This is a genomic window from Stenotrophomonas sp. HMWF003, from assembly GCF_003061285.1.
In the GTDB taxonomy this organism is placed as follows: Bacteria; Pseudomonadota; Gammaproteobacteria; order Xanthomonadales; family Xanthomonadaceae; genus Stenotrophomonas; species Stenotrophomonas maltophilia_AP.
Genome location: NZ_QAIW01000335.1, coordinates 576 through 13,267, shown reverse-complemented (window position 1 = coordinate 13,267; position 12,692 = coordinate 576). Strand labels below are relative to the sequence as shown.

11 protein-coding genes are annotated in these 12,692 nt (G+C 69.1%); 5 read left to right on the top strand and 6 right to left on the bottom strand.

Features of this window, described 5'->3' with window-relative positions:
- Together DBR34_RS13495 and DBR34_RS13490 are read right to left on the bottom strand one after the other, a co-directional pair.
- A partial coding sequence (locus DBR34_RS13495; protein WP_308812542.1) for a two-component regulator propeller domain-containing protein occupies positions 1 to 974 on the bottom strand: 974 nt, incomplete at its 3' end.
- A 242-nt stretch (positions 975 to 1,216) separates the two neighbouring features.
- Positions 1,217 to 4,657 carry an ATP-binding protein gene (locus tag DBR34_RS13490; RefSeq protein ID WP_258223919.1) on the bottom strand — a complete coding sequence of 1,147 codons (3,441 nt, stop codon included), beginning with the start codon at positions 4,655 to 4,657 and terminating at the stop codon, positions 1,217 to 1,219.
- A 298-nt stretch (positions 4,658 to 4,955) separates the two neighbouring features.
- On the opposite strand from DBR34_RS13490, the gene DBR34_RS13485 reads away from it, so the two are divergent.
- From DBR34_RS13485 to DBR34_RS13475, 3 genes are read left to right on the top strand one after another with little or no spacing between them, the layout of a single operon-like run.
- Entirely contained in the window at positions 4,956 to 5,642 is a 687-nt protein-coding gene (locus DBR34_RS13485; RefSeq protein ID WP_128097171.1) for a YceI family protein, read from the top strand.
- On the top strand, positions 5,639 to 6,211 hold the full coding sequence (locus DBR34_RS13480) for a cytochrome b (protein ID WP_128097170.1): 573 nt from the start codon (positions 5,639 to 5,641) through the stop codon (positions 6,209 to 6,211). The genes DBR34_RS13485 and DBR34_RS13480 overlap by 4 nt, the downstream gene beginning before the upstream one ends.
- Before the next feature lie 2 nt (positions 6,212 to 6,213).
- Entirely contained in the window at positions 6,214 to 6,780 is a 567-nt protein-coding gene (locus tag DBR34_RS13475) for a YceI family protein (RefSeq protein ID WP_128097169.1), read from the top strand.
- 128 nt (positions 6,781 to 6,908) lie between these two features.
- Here the strand turns inward: DBR34_RS13475 and DBR34_RS13470 are convergent, their stop codons facing one another.
- Positions 6,909 to 7,127: a glutaredoxin family protein gene (locus DBR34_RS13470; protein WP_236546087.1), complete on the bottom strand. Its 219-nt coding sequence runs from the start codon at positions 7,125 to 7,127 to the stop codon at positions 6,909 to 6,911.
- 97 nt (positions 7,128 to 7,224) lie between these two features.
- On the opposite strand from DBR34_RS13470, the gene DBR34_RS13465 reads away from it, so the two are divergent.
- On the top strand, positions 7,225 to 8,607 hold the full coding sequence (locus tag DBR34_RS13465; RefSeq protein ID WP_128097167.1) for an L-serine ammonia-lyase: 1,383 nt from the start codon (positions 7,225 to 7,227) through the stop codon (positions 8,605 to 8,607).
- A gap of 112 nt (positions 8,608 to 8,719) precedes the next feature.
- On the top strand, positions 8,720 to 9,721 hold the full coding sequence (locus DBR34_RS13460; protein ID WP_128097166.1) for an alpha/beta hydrolase: 1,002 nt from the start codon (positions 8,720 to 8,722) through the stop codon (positions 9,719 to 9,721).
- A 100-nt stretch (positions 9,722 to 9,821) separates the two neighbouring features.
- On the opposite strand, the gene DBR34_RS13455 is transcribed toward DBR34_RS13460, so the two are convergent.
- The 3 genes from DBR34_RS13455 to DBR34_RS23115 form a co-directional block, all read right to left on the bottom strand.
- Entirely contained in the window at positions 9,822 to 10,892 is a 1,071-nt protein-coding gene (locus DBR34_RS13455) for a homoserine dehydrogenase (RefSeq protein WP_128097165.1), read from the bottom strand.
- Positions 10,889 to 12,133 carry an O-succinylhomoserine (thiol)-lyase gene (locus tag DBR34_RS13450; protein ID WP_128097164.1) on the bottom strand — a complete coding sequence of 415 codons (1,245 nt, stop codon included), beginning with the start codon at positions 12,131 to 12,133 and terminating at the stop codon, positions 10,889 to 10,891. Before DBR34_RS13450 ends, DBR34_RS13455 begins: the two co-directional genes overlap by 4 nt.
- Positions 12,130 to 12,692: homoserine O-succinyltransferase (locus DBR34_RS23115; RefSeq protein WP_258223918.1), on the bottom strand; the 563-nt coding region annotated here is incomplete at its 5' end. The genes DBR34_RS23115 and DBR34_RS13450, both read right to left, overlap by 4 nt.

Sequence of the window (12,692 nt, the reverse complement as noted above, 5' to 3'; positions counted from 1 at the left end):
CCATCGGCCGCCGCGGCCAGGGCCAGCACGTCATGCGTGCGAATGCCCGGCAGCCCGTCGCCCGCCATCGGCAATGCGGTGAAGTCACGCCACCGCGCGGGCAGCCGCCACACGCCGTGCGCCCTGCTCAGGAACCAGATGTCGCCATGCCGGTCCTGCACCGCCGCGTACATCTCCACCGCGCGCGTTGAGGGTCCCTGCAACGGCCTGAGGGGCACGCGCTGGCGGTGCGTTCCGCGCGTCAGGTACAGGCCCGTGCCGCGCTGCGTCCACAACGCACCATCGGCGCTGCGCAGCAGCGGTCGCCCGGACGCCGACACGCTGCCGGACCGCCTGCCCATGACTTCACCCCATGTGCGTACCCCATTGCTGGCATGGATGCCGCCCTGGGGATCGGACCACAGCGCCTGTATTGGGCCGTCAGCGCCCCGGGCGGTGCCGGCACGCTGCAGACGGCCGTCGGCAAAGCGACGCACCCCCTGCGACGTTCCCACCCACAGGCGCCCGGCGTGGTCGATGGCCAGGGCAGTGACGGAGGCCGCGCCGGCATCCACCACCTGCCAGTGCGCATCCAGTGCCGGCAGCATGTACAGACGATGGTCCGATCCGATGACCCAAAGCGGGCTGCCACCACCGCCGGCAATGGCATGGATGGTGCCGCTGCGCACGGCCCACGGAACCTGTGCACCGGCGCGCTCGAAGCGGCGACGTTCAACACCCAGCATCAGCAGCCCCTGCGAGGCCGTGCCCACCCATACCCTGCCTGCGGGGTCGACATGCAACGCGTGCAGGGTGGTGTCGTGCAACCCGTGTTCGTCCCCAAACACCCGCGACCGCCGTCCATCAAAACGCAGCAGGCCTTCACTGCTGGCCATCCACAGATAGCCGGTGGCATCTTCGGCCATGGCATGGATGCCCGTGGTGGGCAGGCCATCGATGACCCCCAGTTGCCGTGGCCAGGGCAGATCAAGCACCGACGCCAGCAGGGCCCATGGCCAGCACCCCAGCAACAGTGCCGCCAGCCCGCGGCCGCCAATCCGCCGCCCTGTCCTGCCTAAACGCACCTGTGATTGAACGGGAACCAAGTCATCGCGGGAACAATAAAGCGGCGACATCAGGATCACAGCCCTGATCCCGGTGCGAGATCACAGTCTGGACAATTCCAGATTTGATCGAACGCCGCCCATCAACTGATGCACTCAATCACGACCGGCATTCAGCTCTCGCGCTGGCGCAGTGCCCGTGCCTGGGCGATGGCATCGATGAGCAGATCACCGGTCACCGGCTTGCGCAGGAAGCCGTCGAAACCGCCCTGCAGCACCTGCTGTTCGGCGTAGGCGTCCGACCGTGCCGTCACGGCGATCAGCGGCAACTCATAGCCCATCGCGCGCAACTGGCCGGCGATGGCGATGCCATCCAAGGCCGGCAGGTCCAGATCGAGCAGGCCGACATCGAAGCGGCCGGCAGCCACTTCCGACAACGCGGCCAACCCATGCAGCACGTGCACCACCTCGTGGCCACGCGCCTGCAGCAGGCCGGCGATCACATCGGCCACGGTCGGGTCGTCTTCCACCAGCAGCAAGCGCAGGGGCGGCAATTGGATGCGCGCGGCATCGGACGCGTGGCTGGCGACAGTGCCCTGCTGCTGGGTCCACGGCAGCGGCAACTGCACGCTGAAACGCGCGCCGTGGCCCAGCCGGCTGTCGATGTCGATACGCCCGCCCATCGCCACCGCCAGTTCCTGGCAGATCGCCAGACCCAGCCCGCTTCCGCCATAGCGCGATGCCGTCCGCGGGCCGTCGGCCTGTTCGAAGCGATGGAACAGGCGCTGCTGCTGGTCGGTGTTGATGCCCGGCCCGGTGTCGGCCACCTCGAAAATGATGCCCATGCCGCCATCGATCAGTTCCGCGCCCAGGCTTACGTGCCCGCGCTCGGTGAACTTGATCGCATTGCCCAGCAGGTTCATCAGGATCTGCCGCACGCGCATTTCGTCGCCGCTGACCAGGATCGGACCGGGCAGATTGAAGCTGCGCTCGAACGCCAGGCCACGGTGGTGCGCCATCGGCTCCATCAGCGCCTGTACCTGGGCCAGCATCGACATCAGGTCGAACGGGCGGATGTCCAGTTCCAGCCGCCCGGCTTCGATCCGGGCCAGGTCCAGCGCGTCGTTGACCAGCCGCAGCAGGTGGGTGCCGGCATGCTGGATGGACGCGGCATAGCCGCGCTGCAGTTCATCCAGCGGCGTGGCCAGCAGCAGTTCGCTCATGCCCAGCACACCGGTCATCGGCGTGCGCACCTCGTGGCCCAGGGTGGCCAGGAACTGGCTCTTGGCCTGCGATGCCTGCTCTGCGATCTGCTGCTTGTGCACGGTCAGCTGCCATTGCTGGCGACGGCGCAGGCGCACGCGTGCCACGTACACCACCACGGCCACCAGCAGCAGCCACAGCAGCAGGTACGCCAGGATCGCCCAGCTGCTGCGCCACCACGGCGGCAGCACTTCCACGCTGAGCGTGCGCGAGGGCGTCCACTGCCCCTGCGGCGTGGCCGCCTGCACGTCGATGGCATAGTGGCCCGAGGGCAGGCGCGACAGCAGGCGTTCGCCATCGGCGGCCTGCATCACCCAGTTCTGGTCGTAGCCGGACACGCGATAGCGATAGCGGTTGCCCTGCGGATTGGCGTAAGACAGCAGCCGTGCGGTGATGATCAGGTCGCGGTCCTGCGGGCCCAGCACGATTGGTGCATCCGGGGGTAGCGACTGCTGGCCTTCGGCGTCGTCGCGGCGAACCTGCACGTTGTCGATCACCAGCTGCGAGGGCGGCAGCGGCACATCGGCGGCATCCGGGTCGAAACCGACCAGCCCGGTGGCGGTCACCGCCAGCATGCGCCCGTTGGCCGCACGCACCGGCGGCCGGCCACTGAATTCCACGTCGGGCAGCCCGTCGCGCTCACCATAGACGCGCAACCGGCGCTGCGCGCCATCCCAGCGCACCAGCCCGCGCGGCGTGGTGGCCCAGACCTGGCCCTGACGACCGGTGACCACCCCGCCCATCGATACCGCCGGCAGGCCCTGCGCAGCGCCTACCCGCTCGCGCAGGGTCATGCTCAGGCCGTCCCAGCTGTACCGCTCCAGCGCGCCGTTGCGTGCCAGCCAGAGCTCGTTCGGGCTGGTCCAGGTGAGGTCGTAGATGCTGCCGCGGGAAATGCCCGGGACCTGCTCGAAGCGGTCCTCGGTCCAGCGCAGCAGGCCCATGCCGCCCATGATCCAGAGTTGTCCGCGCGGGTCGAACAGCATCTGCTCGACCGGGTTCTCGGTCAGCCCGCGGCCTTCCTCGATGCGGATGGTGTCCAGCAGGTTGCCCTGCGCATCGCGCCGCTGGATGCCAAGGCTCATGACCGACATCCACAACTCACCATTGGGAGCCTGACGGATCAGGTCGATGCGCTGGCGCACGTCCGACCCGCCGCCGATCTTCCACTCGCGCAGCTGGCCGGTGCGCGGCTGGTAGAGGCCCAGTCGCCCGCCCCGGCCGATCCACAGCGCGCCGTCGGCACGCGGCAGCACCGACCAGATGGCGCCCACGCCCAGCTGCCTGTCATCGGCGATCTGGCGTAGCGTGCCCTGCGTGTCCAGCCGGTAGATCCCGTGCGCACCGCCGATGTAGAAATCGTTGCCGGCCGCGGCGGCACTCAGCAGGTACACGCTGTCCAGCGGCTTGCCGTCGAGCTGGTACCAGGTGGAAAAGCGCTTCCACCCCGGCGGCAGATAGGCCAGCCCCTGGGTCAGCATGGCGACCCACAGCCCCCCTTCGTGGTCCTGCAACATGTCCAGCACACCGCTGCGCGCGGTCAGGAAGCCGCTGCCGGCATCACCGGCCAGCAGGTGCACCGCGGCTTCGTCGCCACGGTACAGGCCATCGGCCGTGCCCAGCCAGTAGCCGCCGTTGCGATCGTGGATGACGGTGGCCGCACGTACGTCGGCACTGAGCGTCCACGGTGCCTTGCGCACGTTGCCATCGGCGCCGATGCGGAACAAACCGCCTTCGGTACCGGCCCACACGGTGCCATCGGGTTCGCGGGTCAGCCGGAACACGCTCTTGCCGCCAAGCAGCGCCGGTGCGATGCGATGGAAGCGCTGCCCGTCCCAGCGCGCCACGCCGCTGCCGGTGCCGATCCACACATGCCCGTTCGGGTCCGCCAGCAGGGTGTAGATGGTGTCATCGGGCAGGCTGTCGGGGTCGTTCGGATCGGCGTGGTACTGCACCAGGCTGCCGTCTTCCCCTCGCCGGCAGATGCCGTGCCGGTTGGTGCCGATCCACAGCGACTTGGCCGCATAGGCCAGCGACCAGAACTGGCCATCGCAGCGGGCATTGAGGTCGGTGAAATGCTGGAAGGCCGCGCGCCCGGGGGCCAGCATGCTGAGGCCGACGCCGTTCACCCCCACCCAGACCCGGTCCATCGGGTCCACCAGCAGGGTTTCCACTTCGTTGCCGGGAATCGAGCCGGGGTCGGCCGGGTCATGCCGCCACACGCGCAGGCCCACGCCATCCACGCGCGCCAGGCCGTCGTCGGTGGCCGCCCAGATGTAGCCCTGGCGATCCTGTGCGAGTGCCAGCACCATGCGCGACGGCATGCCGTCGGCAGCACCGAGGCGGCGCATGCGCGGCGTTTCTGCCGATGTTCCAGCCGTTGTTCCTGCGGCCCATGCCGCCACCGGCACCAGGCACAATGCCAGGACCAGCAGCACGATGCCCGCGCAGCAGCCACGCGTTCCCATCGCCATCCAGATCTCCCTGTAGCCGCTGATTGTCCCACAGCCCCTGCGGCCGCGCGCGGGCCGACGCAGCCTCTGGGCCGCCGCCGACGGAAAGTTGCACCACGATCTGTTGCAGCCATGACACTGCTGCCGGTGACGGTGCTGTGCGTATGATCGGCCCTGACCTTCCCGGAGCCCGGCCATGATCCTGCGCCTGACCCTCGCCCTGCTGCTGTGCACCGCCCCGTGGGCAGCGCAGGCCGCGCCCGATACCTACCGGCTGGATCCGGTCCACACCCGCGTGCTGTTTGCGGTGGAGCATGCCGGCTTCTCGCACGCGCTGGGCACGGTGTCCGGCAGCGAAGGGGTGCTGGTGTTCGATCCGCAGGACTGGCGGACCGCCACGCTCAGCGTGAGCGTGCCGCTCCAGCGGCTGGACCTGGGCGATGAAAAATGGAACACGGCCACGCTGGCGCGCAACCTGCTGGATGCCGAACGCTTCCCGCAGGCGCGGTTCGTCTCGACCCGGGTCGAGCCCATTGATGACACCCACGCCAACGTCACCGGCCAGCTGACCCTGCATGGCGTCACCGCCGAGGTCACCCTGGCGGTCACCCTCAATGCACTCAAGCGTCACCCGCTGCCCCCGTTCCGCCGCACCGCCGGGTTCTCCGCCACCGCCACGCTCAGCCGCAGTGCGTTCGGGGTGTCTGGCTGGCCGTCGATGATCGGCGACGCGGTGGCGCTGCGGATCGAAGCAGAGGCCGTTCGCGACAGAAATGCCGCCGATCCGGCCGACACGCCGCCGATCGACCCCACGGGAACTCCGCCGCCGCGCGACGACTCCCAGGTTCCATCCCCACAGCCGGTCGAGGAGACCACGCCATGACTGCCAAGAACACCGCGACCCGCTGGGGCGGCGTCAGCCAGACCCTGCATTGGGTGATCGCCCTGCTGATCCTGGCCATGGGCATCCTGGGCCTGACCATGGGCGAGTTCCCGAAGACGCCCAAGTACTTCTGGATCTATACCCTGCACAAGTCGGTGGGGATTACCGTACTGGCGCTGGTGGTGGCCCGGCTGGGCTGGCGCCTGTACGCCGGCGCCCCCGCCCCGGTGCCCGGCACGCCCACCTGGCAGGAACGCATCGCCTCGGCCACGCATTGGCTGCTGTACGTGCTGATGTTCGCCCTCCCGCTGTCGGGCTGGCTGTACGACTCGGCCAGCGGGCTGCGCCCGTTCCGCTGGTTCGGGCTGGTCGACGTACCCAAGCTCAGCGGCCCGGATGAACGCACCACCCAGCTCTCCCACGCCATCCACGAATGGGGCTTCTGGCTGCTCATCGCGGTCGTGCTGGCCCACGCCGGTGCCGCGCTTTACCACCATTTTTACCAACGCGATGCCACCCTTGCGCGCATGCTGCCGCAGCGCTGGCTTGCCTCCCCCCAGAAGGACTGACCATGACCATCAAGCTCACCTCTCCCGCCGCCGTGGCCGCCGCCCTGGCCGGCCTGATGGCCACCGCCCCGGTGCTGGCCGCCGATTACGTGCAGGCCCCCGGTTCGGTACTGGTGTTTGCCACCAAGTACGATGGCGAAGTGTTCACCGGCACCTTCCCGGGCTTCGACACCAAGCTAAGCTTCGACCCGGCCAAGCTGGAAGGATCGAAGCTGGAAGTGACCATCCCGCTGGCCGGTGCCAAGAGCGGCAACAGCGACCGCGACTCGACCCTGCAGGGCGCGGATTTCTTCAACGTCGGCAAGTTCGCCCAGGCCAAGTACAGCGCCACCACGTTCCGGGCGCTGGGCAACAACCAGTACGCCGCCGACGGCACCCTGGAACTGCGCGGCGTGAGCAAGCCGGTCACCCTCACCTTCACCTGGACCCCGGGCGCGCAGCCGGTGCTGAGCGGCAAGGCGACGGTCAAGCGCCTGGACTTCGGCGTGGGCGGCGGCGACTGGGCCGACACCAAGACCATTCCGAACGAAACGGCGATCAGCACCAAGGTCGTACTGAAAGCAAAATAAGCCGCGCCGGCTACAGGTAGAGCCGACCGTTGGTCGGCCCCTGTAACGATGATGCCCTCCGGCAGAGCCGACCGTTGGTCGGCTGCAGCAACGATGATGCCCCCCGCGCAGCCGACCAACGGTCGGCTCTACCGGCGCCAGGCGTCTACCGCCGCCACATCGAACGGCCAGTCCAGTTCCCGCCCCTGCGCATCGCGCAGCACCGGCACGCGCAGGCCGTAGCGGGCCTCCAGGGCGGCATCGTCATCAACGAACACGCTCTCCAGGCCGGGCACCCGGGCCTGGGCCAGGACCGCCAGGGCCTGGTCGCACAGATGGCAGTCATCACGCTGGAACAAGGTAAACACCGGCCCACCCGCCTTGGGAAATGTTGCGCCGCACTCAAGGCTGGCGCCTGCGACAGCATAGAATAGTGCTCCATCCGATACCCGCAGTTTGGCAATCATGGCTGTCAGCACGTTCGACGTTTTCAAGATCGGCATTGGCCCGAGCTCCTCGCACACCGTGGGACCGATGAAGGCCGCCGAACGCTTCGTGCACCGCTGGTTGCTGGACCCGGGCCGCCTGCAGGACGTGGTGCGCATCCGCGCCGACGTATACGGCTCGCTGGCCCTGACCGGGCGCGGCCACGGCACCGACAAGGCGGTGCTGCTCGGGCTGGAAGGGCAGCGCCCGAACCTGATCGACCCGGACATCATTCCCGAGACCCTCGAGCGCATCCGCGGCAGCAAGCGGATCCGCCTGATGGGCACCCACGAGATCGCCTTCGACGAGAAGCGCGACCTGGGCCTGAACAAGCGCCAGAAGCTGCCGTACCACACCAACGGCATGCGGTTCACCGCTTATGACGCCGACGAACAGGTCATCGCCACGCGCGATTACTACTCGGTCGGCGGCGGCTTCGTGGTCAACCAGGACGATGCCGCCGACGACCGCATCGTGCCCGATGAAACCCCGCTGCCCTACCCGTTCAAGAGCGGCGACGAGCTGCTGGCGCAGACCGCGCGCAGCGGGTTGAGCATCGCCCAGATGATGTTCGAGAACGAGAAGTGCTGGCGCAGCGAGGACGAGATCCGCGAGCAGCTGCGTGAGATCTGGGGCGCGATGCAGGCCTGCGTGGCCCGTGGCATCCGCCAGGAAGGCACGTTGCCCGGCGGCCTGCATGTGTCCCGTCGCGCCCCGGCGCTGTACCGCGAACTGTCGTCCAAGCCCGAAGCGGGCATGCGCGACCCGCTGACCACGCTCGACTGGGTGAACCTGTACGCCCTGGCGGTCAATGAAGAAAACGCCGCCGGTGGCCGCGTGGTCACCGCGCCGACCAACGGTGCGGCCGGCGTACTGCCGGCGGTGCTGCATTACTTCGACCGTTTCTGCCCCGGCGCCAATGAACAACGTATCTTCGACTTCCTGCTGACCTCGGCGGCCATCGGCATCCTGTACAAGGAAAACGCCTCGATCTCGGGCGCCGAAGTGGGCTGCCAGGGCGAAGTGGGCGTGGCCTGCTCGATGGCGGCCGGCGGCCTGGTCGCCGCGCTCGGCGGCAACCCCAGCCAGATCGAGAACGCGGCCGAAATCGGCATGGAGCACAACCTCGGCCTGACCTGCGACCCGATCGGCGGGCTGGTGCAGATTCCCTGCATCGAGCGCAACGCGATGGGCGCGGTGAAGGCGATCAACGCCAGCCGCATGGCCATGCGCGGCGACGGCAAGCACAAGGTCTCGCTGGACAAGGTGATCAAGACCATGCGCGACACCGGCCGCGACATGCAGGACAAGTACAAGGAAACCAGCCGCGGCGGGCTCGCGGTCAACGTCATCGAGTGCTGATCGACTGACCCGCCGGTAGAGCCGACCGTTGGTCGGCTGCCCCGGTCGCATCATCGGCACACCTGCACGGCTGCTCCGGTACAGTCAGGTCTCCCCCGTTCCGGAGACCGCCATGCGCATCCTGGCCGCCGCCCTGCTTGCCTGCCTGCCCTTGACCACCCTTGCCGCCGACACCTACGGGCCCCGCCTGGAAGGCTTCGACTACCCGTGGCCGGTCAAGACCTTCGACCTTGAGTCGCAGCGGCAGCCGCTGCAGATGGCCTACCTGGACGTCCCTCCGGCCGGCACCGCCGTTACAGGCACGGTGGTGCTTCTGCACGGCAAGAACTTCTGCGCGGCCACCTGGAAAGACACCATCAGCGCACTCAGCGCGGCCGGCTACCGGGTGATCGCACCGGACCAGATCGGGTTCTGCAAATCCAGCAAGCCCGAGCGCTATCAGTACTCGTTCGGCCAGCTGGCCGCCAACACGCATGCGCTGCTCGCCCACCTGGGCCTGGATGCGACCCAGGTCGACCTGGTCGGCCATTCGATGGGCGGCATGCTGGCCGCGCGCTATGCGCTGATGTACCCGCAGCAGCTGCGTCGGCTGGCGCTGGTCAACCCGATCGGACTGGAAGACTGGAAGGCCCAGGGTGTGCCGTGGCGCAGCGTGGACGCATGGTATGCCGGCGAACTGAAGACCACCTTCGACAGCATCAAGAAGTACCAGCTGGACGTGTACTACAACGGCGACTGGACGCCGGCGTATGAGCAGTGGGCGCGCATGCAGTCGCGCATGTACGACGGCCCCGGCAAACAGGCGGTGGCCTGGAGCCAGGCCCTGACCTCGGACATGGTGTTCAACCAGCCGGTGGTCCATGAACTGCCGAACATCCGCGTACCGACCACGCTTTTCATCGGGCAGAAGGATCGCACCGCGATCGGCCGCGACCTGGCGCCGCCCGCGCTCAAGGCCACGCTGGGCGACTACCCGGCACTGGGCAAGGCCGCTGCCGCCGCCATCCCCGGTGCCACGCTGGTGACCTTCGACGACCTGGGCCATTCGCCGCAGGTCCAGGCGCCCGCGCGGTTCAACGCCGCGTTGCTGAAGGCCCTGTCCACCACGCCCTGATCCACCGGGCACCGGGCACCCGCACCGGTAGAGCCGACCGTTGGTCGGCTGCCATTCGCGCGATGCATGACCTCAAAAATCAGCCGACCAACGGTCGGCTCTACCGGTGACGCACGATCGCCAGCACGTCGTCCAGCAACGCCGCCGCGGTGACGTCGGCCCCTGCGCCCGGCCCCTGGATCAGCAGCGGCTGGTTGGGATACCGATCGCTGTGGATGGCCACGCGGTTGTCGGTCTGCCCGCCACCGGCCAGCGGATGGTCCAGCGGCAGGATGCGCAGGCCCACCGTTGCACCGTCATGGTCGAAGCCGCCGACGAACCGCAGGCAGCCGCCCTGTTCCTGCGCCTGCCGCCAGACCGCCAGCAGCGGCGCGTCCAGCAACGACAACTGCGCCAGCGCGGCGTCGGTGGGCAACGCGGCCAGTGCAGCCGGCACCAGCGAGGTCACCGCCACCTGCTCGCCGCGCAGTGCGATGCCGCTGGCACGTGCCAGGATCAGCAGCTTGCGGCGCACGTCCTCACCGGACAGGTCCACGCGCGGGTCCGGCTCGGTGTACCCGGCGCTGGCCGCCTCGCGCACCCACGCTGAAAAGGCGCGCTGGCCGTCGTAGTGGTGGAACAGCCAGGCCAACGAACCGGAGAGCACGCCTTCCACGCGGTGGATGCGGTCGCCGCCAGCCACCAGCGCGCGCAGGCTGCTGAGCAACGGCAGCCCCGCACCGACGGTGGCGCTGTCGCCGTACTGCGCACCACTGCCCAGCCGCCCGTCGGTGATCGCCTGCGCCCGCGCCAACTGCGCGCCCTGGCCGAGCTTGTTGGCCGTAACCACGTGCACGCCGCGCGCCAGCCAATGCTCGTGCCAATTGGCCACGTCGTCGCTGGCCGTGGCATCCACCACCACGTCGCCCCGCTGCAGCCCTTCGGCTTCCGCCCACGGTTGCAGCGCCGGCACGCCGCGCGCCGCCAGGTTGGCCTGCTGCAGTTCGTGGTCCGGTGCGTGCGCGCAGGCACGGGCCGTGCGCGAATTGGCCAGCCACGAGAACGCCGGCAACGCCACGCCGCGCGCCTGAAGCGACTGATAGCGCTGCACGAACGCGGTGCCCACGGTGCCGGTGCCGAGCAGCGCCAGGCGGCGTGCAGGGGCGGCGGCAAGGCTCAATACGGCGCTCATGCGTCCACCTGTTTGCGCACCACGGCCGTGGCCTGCAGGTCCAGCACCGCCTGCGCGCGCTCCAGCCCGGCCTGCAGGTCGGCCACCAGGTCTTCCGGCGACTCGATGCCCACCGACAGGCGCAGCAGACCCTCGCTGATGCCGGCATGCGCGCGCGCTTCGGGCGTCATCGCCGCGTGGGTCATGGTGGCCGGGTGCGCCACCAGGCTTTCAACCCCGCCCAGCGATTCGGCCAGCGTGAAACAGCGCAGGCCATCGACGAACGCGCGCACCGCCGCGTGCGGATCATCGCCCGGGCAGGAAGCCAGTTCGAAGGACAGCATCGCGCCGAAGCCGTCCTGCTGGCGGGCGGCAATGGCATGGCCGGGGTGGTCGGCCAGGCCCGGGTAGTAGACCTTGGCCACCGCATCGCTGGCGGCCAGCAGGTTGACCACCTCGGTGGTGTTTTCCTGGTGCGCGCGCAGGCGAGCGCCCAGGGTGCGCAGGCCGCGCAGGGTCAGGAACGCGTCGAACGGGGAGCCGGTCAGGCCCAGCGCGTTGGCCCACCACACCAGCTGTTCGTGCACCGCCGGGTCACGGGCGATCACCGCGCCGCCGACCACGTCGCTGTGGCCGTTGATGTACTTGGTGGTGGAGTGCAGCACCAGGTCCGCACCGAAGGCGATCGGCCGCTGCAGCGCCGGCGACAGGAAGGTGTTGTCCACCACTACCTTGGCCCCGGCCTTGTGCGCGGCATCGATGACGAAGCGCAGGTCGGTGATGCGCAGCAGCGGGTTGGACGGGGTTTCCACCAGCACCAGCGTGGGCGACTGCGCCAGCGCGTCGGCCAGCGAGCGCGGGTCGGTGAGGTCGGCGGTGATCAGGCCGAAGTGGCCCTTCTTCGCCAATGCGTTGAACAGGCGCCAGCTGCCGCCGTAGGCATCGTGCGGCACCACCAGCGTGTCACCGGGCTGCAACAGCGCGTTGAGCACCAGGTTGATCGCGCCCATGCCGGTGGAGGTGATCACCCCGCCCGCGCCGCCTTCCAGCTCGGCCAGTGCTTCGCCCAGCAGGTCGCGGGTCGGGTTGCCGCTGCGGGTGTAGTCGTACTGGCGCTTGTTGCCGAAGCCATCGAAGCTGAAATTGGAGGACAGCACGATCGGCGGGGTCACCGCGCCGTGGGCGGTATCGCGGTCGATGCCGGCGCGCACGGCGGCGGTGACACGGCTACAGGACGGCTCGGTACCGGTGAACAGGCTCATGCGGTTTCTCCCAGGGAACGGATGGCGTTGGCGAGGATCGCGTCGATGCGATCGGTTTCTTTGAGGAAGGCGTCGTGCCCGTAGGGCGAGCGCAGCACGCGCAGGCTGCCGCGCGGACCCAGCCCTTCGACCAGACCGACGCAGTCGGCCAGCGGCACCAGGCGGTCGCCTTCCACGGCCACCACGACGGTCGGCACCCGGATGGCGGCCGGGTCGACGCGGTGCAGGTCGATCGATTCGGACAAGCGCAGGTAGGCATCCACCGGGGTGCGCGCGGCGTACTGCGCGCCTGCGGCATCCAGGTAGTCTTCGGCCGCCACACGTACGCGGCCATTGACCACTTCCGGCGGCGCGTCGAAGCGCTCGCCGAATTCTTCCGGCGTGCGGTAGCTGAGCATCGCGAACTGGCGGGCCAGTACCAGCCCGTGGCTTTCAGCGCACTGCAGCTGGCCCAGCGCCACGGCACGGCGCTGCAGCGCACGCCACGCGGCGGCATACGGATGCGGGCGGTGCGCGCCGCTCACCGCCACCAGCTTCAGCAGGCGCTCGCGGTGGCGGA

What these genes read in the sequence shown, in the direction of transcription:
- DBR34_RS13490 (WP_258223919.1), bottom strand. Translation starts at nt 4,657, where the DNA reads ATGCGCCGCCTCGGTGCTGCCGACGGCATGCCGTCGCGCATGGTGCTG.
- DBR34_RS13485 (WP_128097171.1), top strand. Translation starts at nt 4,956, where the DNA reads ATGATCCTGCGCCTGACCCTCGCCCTGCTGCTGTGCACCGCCCCGTGG.
- DBR34_RS13480 (WP_128097170.1), top strand. Translation starts at nt 5,639, where the DNA reads ATGACTGCCAAGAACACCGCGACCCGCTGGGGCGGCGTCAGCCAGACC.
- DBR34_RS13475 (WP_128097169.1), top strand. Translation starts at nt 6,214, where the DNA reads ATGACCATCAAGCTCACCTCTCCCGCCGCCGTGGCCGCCGCCCTGGCC.
- DBR34_RS13465 (WP_128097167.1), top strand. Translation starts at nt 7,225, where the DNA reads ATGGCTGTCAGCACGTTCGACGTTTTCAAGATCGGCATTGGCCCGAGC.
- DBR34_RS13460 (WP_128097166.1), top strand. Translation starts at nt 8,720, where the DNA reads ATGCGCATCCTGGCCGCCGCCCTGCTTGCCTGCCTGCCCTTGACCACC.
- DBR34_RS13455 (WP_128097165.1), bottom strand. Translation starts at nt 10,892, where the DNA reads ATGAGCGCCGTATTGAGCCTTGCCGCCGCCCCTGCACGCCGCCTGGCG.
- DBR34_RS13450 (WP_128097164.1), bottom strand. Translation starts at nt 12,133, where the DNA reads ATGAGCCTGTTCACCGGTACCGAGCCGTCCTGTAGCCGTGTCACCGCC.